A 20,424-nucleotide genomic window follows, 5' to 3' on the forward strand; every position below is an offset into this window, starting at 1 on the left:
GCGCGCGTCCGTTCCCACTCCGGAGATCCGGAGCGGGACCGACGTCTGCGTCGCCACCAGGCCAGAGCCGACGGAGCGGCAATTCCAGGTCGCTGCTCCGCGACCACGCAAGGCGCGCGTGGCTACCAACGAGTGAAACGTGCTTGAGCTGATCGTAATTTCGACCCTCAACGGCGTCCTGTTCGGGATGCTGTTGTTCCTTTTGTCCAGTGGGCTCACCGTCATCTTCAGCATGATGGGCGTGCTCAATTTCGCCCATGCGAGCTTCTATATGCTGGGCGCATTCTTTGGCTATCAGCTCACCAAGTGGATCGGGTTCTGGCCGGCGCTGGTGCTCGCCCCGCTGCTTGTCGGCGCGGTCGGCATGGCGGTCGAGCGGTACGGCCTGCGCAACACCCATAAGCACGGGCACGTCGCCGAATTGCTGCTGACCTTCGGGCTCGCCTTTGCCATCGAGGAAATCGTCTCGATGATCTGGGGCAAGAGCCCGGTGGACTATCGCGTGCCGACGGCGCTGGACTTTCCGGCCTTCACCGTGTTCTCCACCAACTATCCCGCCTACAAGATCTTCATGCTGACGGTTTCGGTCGCGATCTTCGTGGCGCTGCTGATCGCGCTCAAGCGGACCCGGATCGGACTGATTGTGCAGGCCGCGCTGACGCATCCCAACATGGTCGGACATCTCGGCCATAATGTCGGACGGGTGTTCATGCTGGTGTTCGGCGTCGGCAGCGCGCTTGCCGGGCTCGCCGGTGTCATCGCCGGTCCGGCGCTGGTGACGCAGTCCGACATGGCCGCCCTGCTCGGCCCGATCCTGTTTGTCGTGATCGTGTTCGGCGGCCTCGGCTCCTTGCCGGGCGCATTCATCGCCTCGCTCTTCATCGGGCTGGTACAGACCTTTGCGGTCGCGCTGAACGGCTCGCTCGCCAGTGCGTTCGGGCCGCTGGATTCGAGCGTCGGACCTTCGGTCCTCAGCGACATCTGGAATGTCACGATCGCCCAGATCGCGCCGGTTCTGCCCTATGTGCTGTTGGTGCTGATCCTGATCGTCCGTCCCATGGGCCTGCTCGGGACGCGCGAAACATGACCAGCACCATGACTTCCGCGCCTGATATCGCCGCGACGCCATCCGGCCAAGCCTTGCGCTTCTACGGTCTCTGGGCAATCGCGGCGATTGCGCTCGTCGTGTTGCCGCTGGTCTTCTCCTCGGGCGGCTCGCTCACCTCCTTCAGCCTGATCGGTATCGCGATTATCTTCGCGTTGTCCTACAACATTCTGCTTGGCGAGACCGGCCTGCTCTCATTCGGCCATGCGGTTCATTACGGGCTTGGCGGCTTTGCCGCCGTCCATCTGATGAACGCAGTCGCCGCGCGGGGATGGCCGATCCCGCTGCCCCTGATTCCGCTGGTCGGCGGCATCGGCGGCCTCGCCTTCGCGCTCCTGATCGGCTGGGTGATGACCCGGCGCGCGGGCACGGTGTTCGCGATGATCTCGCTCGGCATCGGCGAACTGGTCGCATCCTCGTCGCTGATCCTGCGCAGCGTATTCGGCGGCGAATCCGGCATCACCACCGATCGCACCGCGCTGCCGCACATCTTCGGCTGGAGCTTCGGGCCGCAAATTCAGGTCTATTACCTGATCGCATTCTGGGTCTTTGTCGCCGCGATGGCGATGTACGCCCTCACCCGCACGCCGCTCGGGCGGATTTGCAATGCGGTCCGCGACAATCCCGGGCGTGTCGAGTTCATCGGCTACGATCCTCACGTCGTTCGCTATCTCGCCTATTGTTTTGCCGGCTTCTTTGCCGGCATCGCGGGCGGCTTGGCCGCGGTCAATTTCGAGATCGCGAACTCCGCCTATCTCGGGGCGGTGCAGTCGGGCCTGGTGCTGTTCGCGACCTTCATCGGTGGCACGGCCTATTTCTTTGGTCCGATCCTGGGCGCCATCCTGGTGACTTATCTGCAGCTCGGGCTGACCAATGTGACCAGCGTCTGGCAGCTCTATTTCGGCATCATCTTTATCGCCATCGTGATGTTCGCGCCGGGCGGCATTGCCGGCCTTCTGATGATGCACCGGCCGCTGATCCGCGCCGGAACGCTTACCATGGTGATTCCGTCCTATCTGGTCGCCGCGCTCCCGACGCTGGCGCTGGCCTGCGGTGTCATTCTCTCGATCGAGACAGTGGCGCGCTACACCGCGAGCGAGGGCGACGGCAACATCATCAACCTGCTCGGCATCCCGTTCAACGCGACCGCACCTGCGACCTGGGTCACGGCAGCCATCCTGATCGTCGGCGGCTTCATCGTCGGCCGCATCACCTGGCGACGCATCGCAGACGCCTGGGACCGCGCCGGCAGCATCGCCCGTGACCGGGGGTATCTCGCGTGACGCCAGCCATCGAAGTTCGCGCCGTCGAAAAGCGCTTCGGCAATGTGAGCATCATCCACGACCTCAATCTGAGCGTCGCGAAAGGTGAGCGCCACGCCATCATCGGCCCCAATGGCGCCGGCAAGTCCACGACGTTCAACCTGATCAGCGGCTATATCAGGCCGAGTTCGGGTGAGATCCGGCTGAACGGCGACGTCATCTCGGGATTGCGGCCGTTCGAGATCAATCGGCGCGGCCTGTCGCGTTCGTTCCAGGTGACCAACGTATTCGCCCGCATGACCGTGTGGGAGAACGTTCGCTGCGCCGTGCTTTGGGCCACCGGCTACCGCTATGGGTTCTGGAAGAACGTGGACGAGTTGCCGGAGGTTCGGCGACGCACTGCCGAGATCCTGGAGGACATTCATTTAAGCCACCGCCGCGACGTGCCGGCGGGACTTCTCACCTATGCCGAGCAGCGCGAACTCGAGATCGGCATCACCATCGCCGGCGGCGCCAACGTCATCATGCTGGACGAGCCGACCGCCGGCATGAGCCACGCGGAGACCGAACGCGCCGTCGCCCTGATCCGCCGGCTCACCGAGGGGCGCACCCTTGTCATCGTCGAGCACGACATGAGCGTGGTGTTCGGCCTCGCCGACCGTATCTCGGTCCTGGTCTACGGCCGCATCATCGCCTCCGGCACGCCCGAGGAGATCCGCGGCAACCCGAAGGTCAAGGAAGCCTATCTCGGCGAGGAGGCGCATTGATGCTCGAGGTCAGGGATCTGCACGCCTATTACGGCAAGAGCCACATCCTCCAGGGTGTCGATCTCTCCATCTCGGCCGGCGAGGTGGTGAGCCTGCTTGGCCGCAACGGCGTCGGCCGCTCAACCACGGTCAAGGCGATCATGGGCGAGGTGCCGCCACAGGGCAGGATCCGCTTCAAGGGACAGGACATCGCAGGACTCCCGAGCCACAAGATCGCGCGGTTAGGGCTCGGTTATGTGCCGGAGCACCGCGACATCTTCCCCGGCCTCACGGTCCGTCAGAACCTGCTGCTCGGCATCAAGGATACGCGTCGTCCCGGCAAATGGCGACTTCAGGACATGCTCGACATGTTCCCGAACCTCGCAGCGCGCGCCGATACGCCCGCCGGTGTGCTGTCCGGCGGCGAAAAGCAGATGCTGACAACCTGCCGGACCCTGATGGGCGACCCCGAGCTCATCATGATCGATGAACCGACCGAGGGTCTCGCGCCACTGATCGTACAGCAGGTCGGCGACCTGATCGCGCATATCGCGAAAGCGGGCGTGGCCATTCTCCTGGTCGAACAGAAGCTATCGATCGCGCTCAGGATTTCGCATCGGGTCTACATCATGGGCCATGGCCGCATCGTGTTCGAGGGCACGCCCGACGAGCTCAGGGACAACGACGCCGTGCGCAGGGAGTGGCTCGAGGTTTAGAGCGGTCGCCGATGTGCGTGAATCGCGCGCTCGACCTCCGTCATCATTGCGAGCGCGAGCGAAGCAATCCAGACTTTCTCCGCGGATGCGGCCTGGATTGCTTCCGCCTACGCGCAAAGGCGCTTCGGCGGGACTTCACGCCTCGCCATAGCTCGCGCAGCGAGNCGTCGCTTTCGCTCCTCGCAATGACGAGCCTAGGCCGCGCGCGTCACGGGCCTCTATGAGCCGGGCGTCTTGATGACGAACTTGCCGTCATAAAGACCGGCGCCCTTGAATCCGCTCGGCACGCTTTCGAAACTGCCCGTGCCCGTGGCGTTCGCATAGGCACCGGTGCCCGAAAGGATGGTATATTCGCCCTTCGACTTGCCGTCTTTGACCGAACCGGCGTAACGAGCCGTGATCGAGGATCCGTCCTCGAAGGTGTACGTGCTGTAGCCGTGAATCGATCCCGAGCCCTTGAGCAAATCCGCCGAGTTGACGAAATCCTTCACCGCGATACGGCCGTCCTTGAAGAAAGCCACGCCGAACAATTTGCCGGACGCGACCGACTGGCCTTCGATGTTCGCGGCCTCTGTTACCTTATAATCGATCGGCTTGGTCACCAGCTTGAACTCGAGCACCTGCTCGCCGGCCAAAGCGGTCGACGCCATAAGAACTAATGCCACGCCAGAAAGGAAAATGGCGATAGACTCGCGCATGGGCTCCTCCTGCGTTTGCTGAAATCAAATGATGCAATGCGCCCCAGCTTTGCGTTGCGGCACGGACGAAAGCCCTCGCCAACCGGCACGCAATTAATAAGTCTGAGCGATGGAGGAAAGGTTCAGGGTTTGATCGGGTGCGGCCGAATGCGGAGAGGCCATTCGCAGCGGTAAATCCCGCCGAATTGCCCGCTCAAGGTGCGGCGTGGGACGCCGCGTGACCGAAATAGGCGTGCTCGATCCGATCGGCGAGATCGGGAGTACCGGTTGCCGCTTCGAGCACCGCGCGCCCGCGCGCCAGCGCGTAGACGCGATCCGCGCTCGCCAGCGCCTTCTCCACGAGTTGTTCGACAAGCAGCACGGCAGTGCCCTTGCGACGCAACTCGCCGACCACGCTCAGCACGCGATCGACCAGTACCGGCGCCAATCCCGCCGACGGCTCGTCCAGCATGAGGAGGCGCGGGCGGCGCACCAGGCCTTGGGCAACCACCAGCATCTGCTGCTGCCCGCCGCTGAGTGCACCGCCGAGCTCCTTGCGCTTGGCCGCGATCTCGGGGAAGTAGCTCAAGGCTTCGTCGATGCGTTGGGCACGCTCGTGACGCGGCACGTCGTACCCGGCAAGCAGCAAATTGTCGAAAACCGATTGCTGGGTGAAAACACGATGACCTTCGATGACATGGACAAGGCCGGCACGGGCCGTCTCGCGCGGTCCGAGACCTGCCAGCGAGCGCCCGTCGAAAACGACATCGCCGGCGCTCCAGGGCAGCAGGCCGGAAATCGCACGCAACAGCGTGGTCTTGCCGGCGCCGTTGGGACCGAGCAGGGCGACCACCTCGCCCGCGCGCACCTGCAGGGAGACGCCATGCAGGACGCCGATCTTGCCGTAGCCGCTTTCGAGCGCGCGCACGTCGAGCAGTGCTTCCTCAGCCGCCGAGATAGGCACTGATCACCTCCTTGTGGCCGCGAATGTCGGCCGGCGTTCCTCTCGCCAGCACGCGGCCCTGGTTGAGCACGGTCACCTCTTGGCAAATGGCAAAGATCAGATCGGAATGGTGCTCGACCAGCAGCACCGCCGTGCCCTGCTTGCTGATCTCCGTGATCAGCGCGCCGAGCCGCTCGATTTCGTCCGGCGACAATCCCGCCGCGGGCTCGTCCAACAGCAGCACCGAGGGCGCCAGCATCAAGGCGCGTGCGATCTCGACAAAGCGCAGCTCGCTGTGTTGCAGCCGGTTCGCTCTCACCTCCGCCAACGCCTCGAGCCCGACCGTTTCCAGCGCACGCATCGCCCGCGCCGTCAGGTCGCGCTCGTCGCGACCGCGTCCAGGGAGCGCCAGAAGCGTCGCCAGGAAGCCCGCGCGCCCGGAAACCGTGCCGCCGATCATGACGTTTTCGAGCACGGTCTCCTCGCCGACGATCCGCGGCGTCTGAAAGGTGCGCGCGATGCCGAGGGTGGCCCGCAGCTCCGGCCGCGCGGGTGGAAGCAGGCGGTCCCCGATCCGCGCCTCACCCTGACGCGGAGCGTAATAGCCGGAGATGACGTTGAGCGCTGTGGTCTTGCCGCTGCCGTTGGGACCGATCAAGCCATGCACCTCGCCGGCCTTGATCTGGAGATCGAGCCCGTCCAGCGCACGGACGCCGCCGAAGGTGAGGACGATCTCCTTGAGCGTCAAGGTCTCCGCGTCCGGCCGGTGTGCGAAGACACCGGAAAGCAGCGACGGCCTCGGGACGATCGCCCGTCCGCTCGTGAGCGCGTGCCGGTTCTTGAAATCGAGTACGTCGGCGATGCCGCCGGGCACGACGAGCACGATGACAAGCAGAAGCACCGCGTAGAGAAAGGTCGACCATGATGCCAGCGGCGCGGCAATCTCGGGCAGGATCGTCAGCAGCACCGTGCCGAGCAGCGGGCCCAGAATCGAACCGCGTCCGCCGATCAGGATGGCGATGAAGAACAGGATCGACAGATCGAAGGTGAAGGCGTCGGGCGTGATGTAGGTCTGCAGTGTCGCGAACAGCCCGCCTGCAATCGCCGCCATCGCGCCGCCGAGCAGGAACACCGGTACCAGGAGCTTCGCCTTCAAAATGCCGTTGGCCTCCGCCGCGACATCGGCGTCGCGGATCGCGACCAGGGCACGACCAAACCGGCTGTGCGCGACATTGGAGGAAATCCAGGTCGCGAGCGCCGCCGCCGCGAGACAGAAGGCATAAAAGCCCCAAGGAGTGTTGATGGGCGCCGGAAATTCCGGCCCCGGCAGGCCGATGCCGCCGCCGGTCACGCTCTGCCAGGCGAGCGCGATCTGCGTGACGATGGTCGCGAAGCCGAGCGTCGAAATCGCGAAATAGAAGGTGCGCAGCCGCAGCGCTGGCAATCCGACGATGACGCCGAAGACGCCGCCCGTGAAGGCGGCGGCAGCGAAACAGATCGGCAGCGGCATTGCCGGCAGGACATTGCCCGCGGCGAGCACGCTCGTGACATAGGCCCCCAGCGTCAATAGCGAGACATAGCCGATGGCGAGCTGGCCGGCGAAGCCGACGATCAGGTTGAGTCCCGCGACCAGCACCCAATAGATCGCGGCGCGTGAGGCAATCACGGCCCAGTAATCGTTACCGACAAGGGGCAGGATGACGGCCACGGCCGCGATCGCCGCGAACGGAGCCGTCTTGCCGATCCAGGCATTTTTGGCTGAGTGCTTGGCCGCCTCGGCCGCGGCCACCGCTACTTGCGAATGATCCGCCATGGCTATCACACACGCCTTCCGGTCGATAGGCCGAACAGGCCCTGCGGCCAGGCCAGCAGCACGACAATGAACACGACGAATACGGCCACCGAGGCAAAGATGCCGCCGACCAGGAAGTTTGCCGCCTGTTGGAAAATGCCAAGCGCCAGCCCCCCGACGATCGAGCCGCGATTGTTGCCGAGCCCGCCGAGTGCTACAGGTACGAAGCCGTAGAAATTCAGCAGCGCGCCATTGGCAAAGAATGCGAGCATCAGCTCGCCGCCGGCAAAGCCGGCGAGCCCGCCGATGGCGCCCGCCAGCGCGTAGCTCAAGACGCGCAAATTGCGCTCGGGCAGGCCGAGCGCACGGGCGGCGAAGTTGTCTTCGGCCACCGCCAGGAAGGCCCGGCCAACCAGCGTGGCGCGCTGCATCCACTCCAGCCCCGCAATCACGAGCGCGCAGGCGACAATCGGCAGCCAGAACTTCTCGTCGAGCACGCCTGAGCCGAGGCCGAACAGCCGCGGAAAGGCCTGCGGCTCGGTGCTCCACTCGATCGCTGTCACCTGCTGGATCATCAGCGCCAGCGCGAGCGTCGACAGCACATAGAGGTGTTGATCGAGGCTCTTGAGCACCGGCCGCACCGCCAACAATTCGGTGACAATGCCGATCACGGCACAGGCGACCAGCGTCAGCACAAAGCCCGGGATCAGCGGCAAGCCAAGGCGAAGCATGAAGAACGAGCCGAGCACGCCGCCGAGCATGCCGAGTTGCCCCGCGGTGAAGCTCATCACGCGCGAAGTGGAAAACATAATGTTGTAGGTGACGCCAATGAGGGCGTAGATCGCCCCCATGGCAAGCCCCGTCGCGAGGATCGAGGCCAGGGTTCCGCCGAGCGCCATCGCGCTATCGTCCTAACCGTAGCCCGGCGCCAGGTTCAAAGCCCCGTCTTTCGACGAGTTGGCGGCCCCCATGACGACCTCGTCCGTGGGATAGCCATTATGCTGCGTCGGTGACCAGGTGTAGTCGCCAAACAGACCCGGATATTTGCTCAGTCCGTTCAGATATTTGATGATGCCCTCGCTGGCCGTGCCGCCGGATTCGGCAACCGCTTTCGAGAGCAGTTCGATGACGTCGACACCTGATAGCACCCACCACAACAGCGTGTCTTTCAGGTCGATCTTGCCGCTGGCCTTGTCGAGGAACGCCTGGGTCCGCTCCGGCAGCTTGCCCTGAGCGTCGAAACTGCAGCTTCGGTAGTTGACGGTGTAGACCTTGTCCCAGTTTGCCGGCTTTTCGATCAATTTTCCCACCTCGCCGGAGCCCAGCGAGGGATGGCCGACGAATGGGACGTCCCAGTTCAACGCGGCACGCGCATTGAAGAGACGGGCCGCCATGCCGGTCGAGGTGCTCCAAGACACGATCGCCTCGGCGCCTGCATTCTTCATGCGCAGCATGTCAGGGGTCATGTCGGGCTGGGTGGCATCGATTTGCGCCGAGTAGACGACGTCGGCGCCGTCCTTCTTGAAGGCGGCGACGGAGTCGCCGGCCGCGGTGGTGCCATAGCCGGTGGTGTCGCCGATGACCGCGACCTTCTTCACCTTCAGGATCTTGAGACAGTAATTGCGCACGGCGTCGTCCCACTGCGAGTTGGAGGGCGCCATGCGGAACGCATTCGGATATTTGACGGGGTCGATCAAGGAGTTGACGACGCAAGGGTGGATGTTGGGCATCTTGGCCCGGGCCATGATCGGCGTCGTCGCCAGCGCTTCGCCCGAATTGGTCGGGCCCCAGATGGCGTGCACCTTGATCGAGCTGATCATCTCCTGCGTCGCGTTCACCGCCTTGGTCGGATCTCCTTGCGTGTCGCGCGTGATGAGGTCGATCTTGCGTCCCTTGACGCCGCCCGACGCGTTGACCGCATCGACGGCGTAACGCAGCCCGCGGTCGAATCCGATGGCCGGCGCAGAGCTCGGCCCGGTCAGGGCCCCGAGCCAGCCGATCTTGATCGGCTCGGACTGGGCGAAAGCGGGCTTGAATGCGCCTTGCGAAGCAAGACCGAACGCGCTTGCTGCGCCCAAGGTGAATCCGCGTCGTGAAATGATCATCTTCAGGCTTCCTCCCTGTGCGCTTCATTTTGCGCACTTCTTGTTCAGCTTTTTCTCGAGGCCAGGGAGCCTCGATGTTATTATGTTCGATTATGTTTCGGTATAGGCAGGCTATTTCCTAGAAAAGCGCAACGAAAGCTACCACGCCAAACCCGGCATCGACCGATGCCATTTTTGGATCGATGCTGGCGGCGGTCAAGCCCGTGCGGACGGATCAGTGGTTCGAAAATGTTCTTGAGCCTTTGGACGATGGCTCTCGGGCAAGACTATGAGGTGCTCGCCAGCTAAATGCCCGCGACCTGCGACCAAAGCTCGCTGAGCCTGCGCTTGAGCCGCTCGGGTCGTGTCAAGGGCTGCTGCTCGTCTTTTTCCTCGGGCAGACGTAAGCCCACGACATTGACGCGCCCGCCGGAGATGCTGCGCGCGACAAGCACGATGGCATCGAGCGCCACGGTCGCGCCCTCCTTGGGCGCGTGATCGAGATGGATGTCGAAATAATCGGCCAGCGTCAGCTTGGATTCATCCTCGCTGACCTTGACGCCGTAGACCTCGGCAACTTCGCCGAGCGTGTGCTCGCCTGACACCATGAAGTCGCCGAGCAGATGTGGATCGGGCGCGGAGCTCGGCTGCATGTCGACGAAGAAGCGGTCCAGCGCTTCGGCCTTCTCCGGCGGCGCCAGCAGATAGATGTAATCGCCTGGGGCAATCGGGTCGGCCTCTGTGGGCGACAGGATGTTTTCACTGCGGATGACCAATGTCGGCTTCGACCAGGAGGGGATCAGGCCGCGGCGGAAAAACAGGCTCTTCGGGCGCACGGGATAACCGACGAGCTGCTGCTCGAGCTGGCCGGGCAGATCAAGTTCGACGCGCCGCGGGCCGCGATCGGAACGCGGCAGCGCTACATGCAGCCGCCGCGCCGCGGCCGCGAGCGTCCAGCCTTGCAACAGCAGCGAGATGATGACGACCACAAAGGCGACATCGAAATAAAGATAGGCCTTCCCGAGCCCGACCAGCATCGGGATCGATGCCAGGAAGATGGCGACGGCACCGCGCAGGCCGGTCCAGGCGATGAAGACCTTCTCGCGCCAGCTGAAGCGGAATGGCGCCAGGCACAAGAATACCGCGGCCGGCCGCGCTACCAGCATGAGCACCAGCGCGACGACGACCGCGGGCCCTACGCTGCTGGCAAGCCGATGCGGCGAGACCAAGAGGCCCAGGAGGACGAACATCACGATCTGCGCGAGCCAGGTCGCGGCATCGAGAAAGGTCACGACGGAATTATGCGCCCGGGTCGGCCGGTTGCCGATGACGATGCCGGCGAGATAGACCGCCAGATAGCCCGAGGCGTGGCCGATTTGCGCCGCGCCGAAGACCACCAGCGCCGCCGTGGTGACGAACGGCGCATGCAGCCCCTGCGGCAGTGCCACGCGATTCAGCGCGACCACCACCGCCCTTCCGCCGATCACCCCGACGACGCCGCCGAGCACCGCCTCGCGAAAGAATTCGAGCACCACGTGGCTGCCCGTGCTCTGGCCGGCCGAAATGAACTCGACCAGCATCAGCGTCAGAAATACCGCGAAGGGATCGTTGCTGCCGGATTCCGCCTCCAGCGTCGCGCCGACGCGCGGACGCAAGCGCAAACCCTGCGCATGCACGAGGAGGAACACCGCCGCGGCGTCGGTCGAGGCCACCACCGCACCGACCAGAAGCCCCTCGGCCCAGTTCAGATCGAGCGCATATTTGGCCACCGGCGCGGTGATCAGCGCCGTCAGCAGCACGCCCACCGTGGCCAGCATCATCGAGGGTGCGAGCACCGCGCGAATGGTCTGAACGCGGGTGCGTAATCCCCCGTCGAACAGAATCAGGGCCAGCGCCACCGAGCCGACCAGATAGGTGGTACGTACATCGTTAAACTCGATGTGGAAGGGTCCGGAATCGCCGGCCAGCATGCCGATCAGCAGAAACACCAGCAGCAAGGGCGCGCCGAAGCGCAGTGCAAGCAGGCTCGACAGAATGCCCGCCATGACCAGGACCGCGCCGAAGAGAATGGCAATGCTGACGGAGTCGAGAGAGGCCATGAGGGTCGCGCGGATCGCTGGCAAATCGCTGGAATTGCATCCTTATCGTCGTGACCGTGCTGCGCCAACCCATTTTTGGGCATCGCGTCGATATGCCCGATTTGGCGCTGTCCTGTTCGGATCGCGTGCACGGCGCGGCTATGGAAATCTGCGCCAATTTCACATCAAATGCGCTAGAGCATGAGGAGATTGGGTTGAGCTGCAGTTCACGTCTGCCCCGCTGGGGAGCGGTGAACTGCGTGCCGCGGAAACTGATTCACCCAAAAGGCATCCGCGCCGGTCACGCGGTGTCGAGGACGAGACTTTGCCGATGGACTTCAACCTGAAAGACATATTGGATCTCCTACATTCGGCCGCACGCTCGGTCGGTGCCGAGGTGACCTCGCCCTGGTTCTATTTCCAGCTCGGGCTCGTGCTCGCAGGTGCCGGTATCGCGTTCGCCGTCAGCGCCCTCATTCAGTCTCGGATCGATACCACTTCACTGGCAACGCGCTGGCCGTTGCTGTTGCGAAGAACCGTTCGGGTGCTGGTGGGCAGCGCATGGGTCGCCGTCTTCGCGGCCTTGATGGTGCTGACGCGCAACGTGATGGTGCTGGCGACCTGGCCGAGCCGCAGCTATCTGGTCATGATCGCGGCGAAACTGGCTTTCGCCTGGCTGATCATTCGCCTGGTCGCCTCCGGCATTCACAACAGCTTTGTGGTCCGCGTGGTGTCCGTGGGGGCCTTCCTGGTCGCGGCGCTGAGCATTGTCGGCCAACTCGATTCCGTCATCGATGCGCTGGACTCAGTTGCCATCACGCTCGGCGGCTTGCGGCTGACGCCGCTGCTTCTGATCAAGCTCGGCGTGCTGTTGATCCTGGCGCTGTGGCTGACCAATGTCGTCAGTAATTTTGCCGAGAGCCGGATCACCCAATCCGGCGACCTGACGCCCTCGCTGCAGGTGCTTCTGGTCAAGATGATCCGGGTCGGGCTGATGATCTTCGCCGTCGCGGTGGCGATGAGCGCGGTCGGCATCAACCTCTCGGCGCTCGCGATCTTCTCCGGCGCCGCCGGCGTCGGCATCGGCTTCGGCCTGCAGAAGATCGTCGCCAACTTCATCAGCGGCATTATCCTCCTGGTCGACAAGTCGGTGAAACCGGGCGATCTCGTGACCATCGGCGACAATTCGGGCCGTATCAGCGCCATGAACACCCGCTACATCTCCGTCGCCGCCGGCGACGGACGCGAGTTCCTGATCCCCAACGAGGACCTGATCACGCAGAAGGTGACCAATTGGACCTACACCGACAAGAACACGCTGGTGAAGGTCAACTTCGCCACCAATTACGACGCCGATCCGCGGCTGGTCTGCAAACTGGCGATCGATATCGCCGCAAGCGCCCCGCGCGCGCTCAAAGCCAAGCCGCCGGGCTGCCTGCTCACCGAGTTCACCGACGCCGGCATGAAGTTCTCCCTGACCTTCTGGATCGCCGACCCCGATGGCATGGACAGCGTCAAGAGCGAGGTGATGCTCTCGCTCTGGGACGCCTTCAAGCGCGAGGGCATCCATGTTCCCTATCCGGTGCGCGAAATCCGCGTCCGCGGCGGGGTGCTGCCGGTAGAAACCACGGTGGAGTCTTCAACCTAAACGGGATCTCAAGGCGCAACTCGGCTTGCGAAAGATGCCGTAATCACTAGATTAGGGCGCAAATCACCCCATTTTCCCGGAAAGACCGCGATCCCTTCATGAGCTACGTCGAAGCCACCGATACGTCCCTACGCAAGACCGGGCAAATCAAGCTGCACGGGCCGAGCGGGTTCGCCGGCATGCGCAAGGCGGGCGCGCTGGTGGCAAAGTGCCTCGACGAACTCACCGACATCGTCAAGGCCGGGGTTCCGACCTCGCGGATCGACGAGTTCGTGCGGGAATTCGCCTTCAGCCATGAGGCCTATCCCGCGACGTTGATGTATCGCGGCTATCGGTATTCGACCTGCACCTCGCTCAATCACGTGGTTTGCCACGGCATGCCGAGCGACCGCGCGCTGAAGGAAGGCGATATCATCAATATCGACGTGACCTTCATCGTCGACGGCTGGTACGGCGATTCCAGCCGGATGTATGCGATCCAGCCGATCGCGCGAAAGGCCGAGCGTCTGATCGAGGTCACCTATGAAGCCATGATGCGCGGCATCGCCGCGGTGAAACCGGGCGCCACCACCGGCGACGTCGGCTACGCCATCCAGAGCTTCGTCGAGCCGCAGGGCATGAGCGTGGTGCGCGATTTCTGCGGCCATGGGCTGGGCCGCATGTTCCATGACGAGCCCAACATCATCCATGTCGGCCGGCCCGGCGAGGGCGTGCTGCTCAAGCCCGGCATGTTCTTCACCATCGAGCCGATGATCAATCTCGGCAAGCCGCATGTGAAGATCCTCTCCGACGGCTGGACCGCGGTGACGCGCGACCGCTCGCTGTCGGCGCAGTTCGAGCATTCGGTCGGCGTGACCGCCGACGGCGTGGAGATCTTCACGCTGTCCGAGCGCAATGGCGAGAAACCGCCGGTCGCGGGTCAGTGATCATCTCCTCTCTCCGTTTCGCAGAGTGAGCTTGGCTGCGGAGAGACATCAATCTCGACAACTGCCTTCGCGCTACGGGTCGAAGAAGTCGGGATGGCGCGTCACGAAGGCCTGCAGTTCGGTAGCGACGCGATCGAGATGGTTTGCCATCTCACGCCGCGCGCGATTCCCATCATGCGCCGCGATCGCCTGATAGATCGCTTCGTGCTCGGCGAATGTCTCCTGCATGCGCCCCGGCTCGGGCAACAGTGTGCGGCGAACACGCTCCAGATGCGTGCGGATCGGATCCAGCACCTCGCTGATCCGTGCCAGCCCCAGGCTCTCCGCCATCTGCCGGTGGAAGCGCGTGTCGAGTTCGTGGAAGCCCTGCAGGTCGCCGCTGGCGAGCCCTGCGCGTTGATAGGCGAGATTCTGAGCGAGCTTCGTGAGCCCCTCTTCTGACAAGCTCGTCGCGCAGGAGGCGACCACCTCCATTTCAAGCGCGCGGCGCATCAGCATCCATTGCTTGACGTCGGCAAGGTGGATCCGCGCGACATAGGAGCCGCGCTGGGGCTCGATAATCACCAGCCCTTCGAAGGCAAGATGGTTGATCGCGCTCGTGATCGACAGCCGCGAAACCTCGAACCGCGCACACCATTCGTTCTTGTCGATCGGCATCTCCGGGGCAAGGCTGCCGGAGACGATGGCTTGCTTCAGCGCCCGATACGCGCGGTCAACCTTGGATTCGCGGCCGCCGCGGCCGCGCGGCGCGACCGCCCCCGCGCTGAACCCCCCGATCGAATGCATCAATGTCACTCCCGTTGGCGACGAAGCTCTCTTCGCCCTTTGGAGGCTTGACGAGCCGCCTCTCATATAACTAGCATATCAGATAATCAAAAATAGTCGCCCGCCCCAGGCGCCGTCGATTCAGCGGACACAAGGGGCCGGCAAGCCGGGGAGGGACGTGAGCCAATGGAGACGCAGGCGAACGCGCCGGGCGGGCCCAATGGACGCCTTCCTTCCCTGCAGCGCCCCCTCGAGGCAGGGCAGGCGCCGGGACGAACCGTGCTGGCGGCCGAGCAGATCACCAAGAGCTTCGCCGGAGTGACGGCGCTGCGCGAGGTCGATTTCGATCTGCGCCGCGGCGAAGTGCATGCCCTGATGGGCGAGAACGGAGCCGGCAAGAGCACGCTGATGAAAATCCTGGCCGGCGTGCACGTCAGCTACGCCGGCACTGTTCGGATCGGCGGCCTCGCAACCGCATTCGCTGGCGTGCGAGACGCCGAGGCGGCCGGGGTCGCCATCATCCACCAGGAACTGAATCTGGTTCCGGAACTGAGTATCGCCGACAACATCTTTCTGGGTCGCGAACCGCTCATCGCCGGCACCATCATCGACCGTCGGCGAATGACGCGGGCTGCGGCGCGCCTCTTGCGACGCCTTGAAGTCAACATCGATCCGGAAAGCCGCGTCGCCGCTTTGCGCGTCGGCGAGCAACAGCTTGTGGAGATCGCGAAAGCGCTCTCGCTCGACGCCCGCGTCCTCATCATGGACGAGCCAACCTCGGCGCTGTCGACGCCGGAATGCGAGACGCTGTTCAAGGTGGTGCGCCAGTTGCGGTCGGAAGGGGTTGCCATCATTTACACGTCCCACCGCATCGACGAGGTGCTCGCGCTTGCCGACCGCGTCACGGTCTTGCGCGACGGCCGGCGGGTGCTAACTGCTGATATCGGCGAGCTTACGCACGGCACGATCATCTCGGCGATGGTTGGCCGCGACATGGCCGCGAGCCACCGCACTACCAGCGCTAATGGTGGGCTCGTGCTCTCGGTGCGCAATCTCACACTCGATCAGCCTGCCGTCCACGGCTGGAAACGCGTGCTCCACGGCGTGAGCTTCGACCTGCGTCGCGGCGAGATCCTGGGCGTCGGCGGCCTGCTCGGCTCTGGTCGCAGCGAGATTCTGGAATCGATCTTCGGCGCAGCCGCGGGCTGGCGCGGCGGCGAGATTGCCATCGACGGCGCAATCGCCGAGATCAACTCGCCAGCCGACGCCTATCGGCTCGGCCTTGCGCTCGTGACCGAGGATCGCAAATCGCGCGGCCTCCACCTTGCGGCCTCCATCCGCAGCAATGTCGCGCTGCCCTCCGTTGGTGCGTTGTCTCACTTCGGCATACGGGATTTCGCCCGCGAGAGCCGGCTCGCGCACGATGTGGTGCAGCGGCTTTCCGTACGCTGCGCGAATATCGACCAGACCGTCGCGACGCTTTCGGGCGGCAATCAACAGAAGATCGTTATCGGCAAATGGCTCGCCACAGAACCACGCGTCCTTCTGCTCGATGAGCCGACGCGCGGCATCGATGTCGGCGCCAAGCAGGAGATCTATCAGCTCATCTTCGGGCTTGCCGAGCAGGGCCTGGGCATTGTCGTCGTGAGCTCGGAATTGCCGGAGCTCTTGCTGATGTCCGACCGGATCCTGGTGATGTGCGAGGGACATCAGACCGGCCTCTTGCGACGCCACGAGGCGACGCAGGAGCGGATCATGCGCTTGGCCGCACCGGGCATGGCCGCTCATCCGTGGGAAAGCCAATGACACGCCTGCTTCGCGCGCTGTCGCGTACCAAGCTCTATTGGGGGCTCCTGATCATTTGCGCAATCGGCGCAGCCGCCTCGCCGCGCACCTCCTCCGGCCACAACATCTTCCTGTCCTACGCCAATCTGACCGACGTATTGCGCCAGGTCTCGATCACCGGGCTCGTCGCCACCGGCATGACCATCGTCATCCTGCTCGGCGGCATCGACCTCTCGGTCGGCTCGCTGATGGGTTTTTCCACCATCGTCTGCGCGATGCTGCTCACCAAGCCGGGCTGGACCGCGGCCTCCGTGATCGGCGTGCCGGCGGCGACGCTCGTCAGCTTCGCCGCGGTCGCCTGTCTCGCCCGCTTCGTGCTGCACGGCATTGCCCGCGGCCGCGACGTGACGGCCGGCGCCCGCCGCGAGGTCGCGCTCGGCACCTGGCAGCGCTTTGGCATCCCGGCGCTGCTCGGTCTCCTCGCCGCCCTGCTGGTCTGCCGGTTCGCGGCGAGCCAGCTTTCGACCAAGTTCGGCGTGCTCGGCGTCCTGCTGGTGACCCCTTGCGTGACGCTCCTGCTTGGCTCCGTGAACGGCCTCCTGATCGTGACCGGGCGATTGCAGCCGTTCATCGTCACTTTGGCGATGATGGTCAGCGCGCTCGGCATCGGGCGCCTCACGGCCGGCCAGGACAATGCGGTGATCGCGGTCTATACCGGCACCAACGCGACCGAGGCCTTTGAAGCCCTGCGTTCGATGCTCTGGGGACTCATTCCGGTGCCGAGCGCGTTCTTTCTCGCCGCGATCCTGATCTTCGGCGCAATCCTGCGCTTCACGACGTTCGGCCGCTACATCTATGCGATCGGCGGCAATGCCGAGGCCGCCAAACTCTCCGGCATCAAGGTCGCCCGGGTCCAGTTCACTGCCTATCTCTTGTCCGGCCTGCTCGCGGGCATCGCGGGCGTGCTGTTTGTCGCGCAGTACCGGCAGGGCAAGCCGGACGCCGGCACTGGCCTCGAACTCGACGCCATCGCAGCCGTCGTGATCGGCGGCACCAGCCTGATGGGCGGCCGCGGCGGTCTCGCCGGCACCTTTGTCGGCGTCCTGATCTTTGGCCTGTTATCGGACATTCTGCAGCTCCAGAACATCGATTCCAACGTGCAGCTCGTGATGAAGGGCCTGATCATCGTCTGCACCGTGCTGGTGCAGGAACAGAATCTCGGACAGCTCGTCGCGCGATGGCGGCTTCCTGCCGCAAAACGCGCGAGCGAAACCGGATCGGCCGAACCAATTCGGCCGCTGAGCGCCTCGAACGCGCCATTTGCAAGGGAGGACCTCGATGAAGCGTCGTGAATTTCTACGGATGTCGGCGACCGCCGCCGGTGCGGCGATGACCATTTATCTGCCGGTGGGATGGACGCCGGCCCGGGCCGCGGCCAAATGGAGGGTCGGCTTCAGCCAATGCACGACGCTCGAGCCGTGGCGCGTGCAGTTCAACAAGGAGATCCAGGCCGAGGCGAAGCAGCATCCCGAAATCGACCTGATCATCACCGACGGCCAGGACAAGACCGAGAAGCAGGTCGCGGACTGCGAGAACCTGATCGTGCAGCAGGTGAACGTGTTGTTGATCTCGCCCAAGGAATCGGCCGGGCTCACCGGCGTGGTCGAGAAGGCGATCGACGCCAAAATTCCGGTGATCGTGCTCGATCGCAACGTCGAGACCAAGCGGATCACCGAGTTCATCGGCGGCGACAATCTCGCAATCGGACGCGCAGCCGGCGAGCATGCGGTGAAGCTGCTGGGCGGGCCAGGCAAGGCCAAGGGCAATGTTGTGGAGATCTGGGGCGGCATGGGCACGCAGCCGGCGCATGATCGCCATGACGGCTTCCACGCCCTCACCGATAAGGAACCAGGCATCAAATACCTGCTCAACAACCAGTCAGGCGATTGGAAGCAGGACCAGGCCTACAACATCATGACCACGGCGCTCCGCAACAACGAGAATATCGATCTCGTCTACGGCCACAACGATCCGATGGCCTACGGCGCCTATCTTGCCGCCAAGGATGCCGGCCGTGAGAAGGACATCAAGTTCTTCATCGGCATCGATGGCCTGCCGGACGAGGGCGCAACCTGGGTCTACAAGGGGCTTCTGACCGCGACGTTCCTCTATGCGACGCCTGGCGCGGAAGGGCTGCGCCAGGCAGTCAAGCTGCTCAATGGACAGAAGATCCCGCCGGTGATCACACTGCCCACCATGCTGATCACCAAGGACAACGCCCCGGAGATCCTGAGGAAGAACGGGCTGCTCTGAGAGGACCGATCATGCCGCGAGGAAGCCGCGCCAGATCGGCGCGGCTTTTGTCGTCCTTCTGTGTCCGTTGGTAAGCCCGCACGGTGCCCTGGATTGCGCTGGATGATGCTTCGTATGGCCGGATGCAATGCTTGGGCAGAGGTGGAACGAGTCCGCCGGCCGATCCACGCAATTCATCCCGCTCTACCTCATTCCGTCGCGAGATAGATCAGCGCCAATAGCGGCAGCGCGCCGCCGATTGAGGCCGCCAGCGTCCAGCCGCCTTGCACATAAGCCCACCCGCCGATCGCCGAGCCCGCCGCGCCGGCGAGAAAGAACGTCGTCATATAAAGCCCATTGAGGCGGCTTCGCTGCTCCGCGCCCAGCACGAACAGCGCGCGGTAACCCAGCACGACATTGGCCTGCACGCCGAAATCAATCGCAATCGCCGCCGCCACGAATGCGGCCAGCGACAGCGGCGAGCCCAGTTCACCGAACCGGGTCAGCGCAAAACCGCCGGCGGTCAGCAGCATGGCGAAAGCGGTGGCGGGGCGGGTCCAGCCGCGGTCGGCAATGCGGCCCGCAAGCGGGGCAGCGATGGCACCCGCGACGCCGGCCAGCGCGAACAAGGCAACGCCGGCTTGCGAGAAACGGAAGCCGGGGCCCGCGAGCACCAGCGGCACCGTGGTCCAGAACAGGCTGAACGCGCCGAACAGACCGGCCTGGTAGAGCGCGCGACGCCGTAGCACCGGCGTGGTCCGCGCCAGGTGCACCATCGAAGCCAGAAGTTTGCCGTAGCCGAGGCGCGCCCTCGGCTCACTGACCGGCAGCGAGCGGCGGAGCACCAGGCATAGCGCGACCATGATCGCGGCCGAGATGCCGTAGACCACGTGCCAGGACGACACCGCCGCGATGAAGCTCGAGGCGGGACGCGCCAGCATGATGCCCAGCATCAAGCCCGTGGTGACGTTGCCGACCACCCGGCCGCGCACGGCGTGGGGCGCAAGATGGCCGGCATAGGGAATGAGGATCTGCACGGCCACCGATCCCAGCCCGATGAGCAGGGATGCCAGGAGAAACGGCAGCGGCGCGCTCGACAGCGCGGCCCCGGCGAGCGCCAGGGCACCAAGACCGGTCACGGCAATGACGAGCCTGCGATTCTCGACGAGGTCTCCAAGCGGCACGATCAGCAATAGACCGGCGCCATAGCCGATCTGTGTCATGGTCACGATCAGCCCGGCGAGTTGCGGCGACAGCCCCAGATCGGCGGCGATCGGTCCCACCAGCGGCTGCGCGTAGTAGAGATTGGCGACGATCAGGCCGCACGATGCGGCCAGCAGAAGAGTGATCCAGCCCGAAACCTCTTGCGAGTCGCCCGGCAGATCGGAAGCGATCGTGGTCATGTTTCTTGATTTTCCTTTGCTGGGAACGGGCGTTCCCCGAGATTTGCCAAAAGATCAGGCGAGTTAGTTCGCGGCGATGCCGACGATGATCGGCACCTCCGATAGCGACGGCCGGCCTTGGACGCAGGCACAAGGCTCTGCAGCCCCGAGCCGCGTGGCGTCTCCCTCCGGATCAAGCTTGTTTTGAAATCGATTTGTCCGC

General features: G+C 64.3%; 17 protein-coding genes. 9 read left to right on the forward strand and 8 right to left on the reverse strand.

Annotation, left to right across the window (positions count from 1 at the left end; genetic code table 11):
- Positions 1-139: 139 nt before the first annotated feature.
- From F758_RS0118885 to F758_RS0118900, 4 genes are read left to right on the forward strand one after another with little or no spacing between them, the layout of a single operon-like run.
- A complete protein-coding gene (locus tag F758_RS0118885) occupies positions 140-1,087 on the forward strand; it encodes a branched-chain amino acid ABC transporter permease (RefSeq protein WP_024509332.1) in 948 nt (315 codons plus the stop codon).
- Positions 1,084-2,388 (forward strand): branched-chain amino acid ABC transporter permease, encoded by a 1,305-nt coding sequence (locus F758_RS0118890; protein WP_024509333.1) that lies wholly within the window; start codon positions 1,084-1,086, stop codon positions 2,386-2,388. Before F758_RS0118885 ends, F758_RS0118890 begins: the two co-directional genes overlap by 4 nt.
- A complete protein-coding gene (locus tag F758_RS0118895; RefSeq protein ID WP_024509334.1) occupies positions 2,385-3,134 on the forward strand; it encodes an ABC transporter ATP-binding protein in 750 nt (249 codons plus the stop codon). The genes F758_RS0118890 and F758_RS0118895 overlap by 4 nt, the downstream gene beginning before the upstream one ends.
- Entirely contained in the window at positions 3,134-3,829 is a 696-nt protein-coding gene (locus F758_RS0118900; protein WP_024509335.1) for an ABC transporter ATP-binding protein, read from the forward strand. Before F758_RS0118895 ends, F758_RS0118900 begins: the two co-directional genes overlap by 1 nt.
- A 218-nt stretch (positions 3,830-4,047) precedes the next feature.
- On the opposite strand, the gene F758_RS0118905 is transcribed toward F758_RS0118900, so the two are convergent.
- The 6 genes from F758_RS0118905 to F758_RS0118935 all read right to left on the reverse strand — a co-directional run bounded on the left by F758_RS0118905 (position 4,048) and on the right by F758_RS0118935 (position 11,424).
- Positions 4,048-4,527 carry a hypothetical protein gene (locus F758_RS0118905; RefSeq protein WP_024509336.1) on the reverse strand — a complete coding sequence of 160 codons (480 nt, stop codon included), beginning with the start codon at positions 4,525-4,527 and terminating at the stop codon, positions 4,048-4,050.
- A 193-nt stretch (positions 4,528-4,720) separates the two neighbouring features.
- Positions 4,721-5,470, reverse strand: a complete 750-nt coding sequence (locus tag F758_RS0118910; protein WP_051386958.1) for an ABC transporter ATP-binding protein — start codon at positions 5,468-5,470, stop codon at positions 4,721-4,723.
- Positions 5,451-7,262: a branched-chain amino acid ABC transporter ATP-binding protein/permease gene (locus tag F758_RS0118915; RefSeq protein ID WP_024509338.1), complete on the reverse strand. Its 1,812-nt coding sequence runs from the start codon at positions 7,260-7,262 to the stop codon at positions 5,451-5,453. Before F758_RS0118915 ends, F758_RS0118910 begins: the two co-directional genes overlap by 20 nt.
- Positions 7,263-7,267: 5 nt before the next feature.
- The gene (locus F758_RS0118920; protein ID WP_051386960.1) at positions 7,268-8,140 is read right to left on the reverse strand and encodes a branched-chain amino acid ABC transporter permease; all 873 of its coding nucleotides are present in this window, start codon (positions 8,138-8,140) and stop codon (positions 7,268-7,270) included.
- A 12-nt stretch (positions 8,141-8,152) separates the two neighbouring features.
- Positions 8,153-9,346 carry an ABC transporter substrate-binding protein gene (locus tag F758_RS0118925; protein WP_024509340.1) on the reverse strand — a complete coding sequence of 398 codons (1,194 nt, stop codon included), beginning with the start codon at positions 9,344-9,346 and terminating at the stop codon, positions 8,153-8,155.
- A 284-nt stretch (positions 9,347-9,630) separates the two neighbouring features.
- Positions 9,631-11,424, reverse strand: coding sequence for a potassium/proton antiporter (locus F758_RS0118935; RefSeq protein WP_024509341.1), 1,794 nt, complete (start codon positions 11,422-11,424; stop codon positions 9,631-9,633).
- A gap of 310 nt (positions 11,425-11,734) precedes the next feature.
- On the opposite strand from F758_RS0118935, the gene F758_RS0118940 reads away from it, so the two are divergent.
- The gene (locus F758_RS0118940) at positions 11,735-13,051 is read left to right on the forward strand and encodes a mechanosensitive ion channel family protein (protein ID WP_024509342.1); all 1,317 of its coding nucleotides are present in this window, start codon (positions 11,735-11,737) and stop codon (positions 13,049-13,051) included.
- 98 nt (positions 13,052-13,149) lie between these two features.
- Positions 13,150-13,977 (forward strand): type I methionyl aminopeptidase, encoded by an 828-nt coding sequence (map, locus tag F758_RS0118945; RefSeq protein WP_024509343.1) that lies wholly within the window; start codon positions 13,150-13,152, stop codon positions 13,975-13,977.
- Positions 13,978-14,049: 72 nt separating this feature from the next.
- Here map and F758_RS0118950 read toward each other — a convergent pair whose 3' ends face one another.
- Entirely contained in the window at positions 14,050-14,763 is a 714-nt protein-coding gene (locus F758_RS0118950) for a GntR family transcriptional regulator (protein WP_024509344.1), read from the reverse strand.
- A gap of 165 nt (positions 14,764-14,928) precedes the next feature.
- On the opposite strand from F758_RS0118950, the gene F758_RS0118955 reads away from it, so the two are divergent.
- From F758_RS0118955 to F758_RS0118965, 3 genes are read left to right on the forward strand one after another with little or no spacing between them, the layout of a single operon-like run.
- A complete protein-coding gene (locus F758_RS0118955) occupies positions 14,929-16,548 on the forward strand; it encodes a sugar ABC transporter ATP-binding protein (protein WP_024509345.1) in 1,620 nt (539 codons plus the stop codon).
- Positions 16,545-17,879, forward strand: a complete 1,335-nt coding sequence (locus tag F758_RS0118960) for an ABC transporter permease (RefSeq protein WP_024509346.1) — start codon at positions 16,545-16,547, stop codon at positions 17,877-17,879. Before F758_RS0118955 ends, F758_RS0118960 begins: the two co-directional genes overlap by 4 nt.
- Positions 17,866-18,840 carry a substrate-binding domain-containing protein gene (locus F758_RS0118965; RefSeq protein WP_024509347.1) on the forward strand — a complete coding sequence of 325 codons (975 nt, stop codon included), beginning with the start codon at positions 17,866-17,868 and terminating at the stop codon, positions 18,838-18,840. Before F758_RS0118960 ends, F758_RS0118965 begins: the two co-directional genes overlap by 14 nt.
- Before the next feature lie 188 nt (positions 18,841-19,028).
- On the opposite strand, the gene F758_RS0118970 is transcribed toward F758_RS0118965, so the two are convergent.
- Positions 19,029-20,222: an MFS transporter gene (locus F758_RS0118970; RefSeq protein ID WP_024509348.1), complete on the reverse strand. Its 1,194-nt coding sequence runs from the start codon at positions 20,220-20,222 to the stop codon at positions 19,029-19,031.
- Between the last annotated feature and the right edge of the window lie 202 nt (positions 20,223-20,424).

The organism is Bradyrhizobium sp. ARR65, assembly GCF_000472385.1.
GTDB lineage: Bacteria > Pseudomonadota > Alphaproteobacteria > Rhizobiales > Xanthobacteraceae > Bradyrhizobium.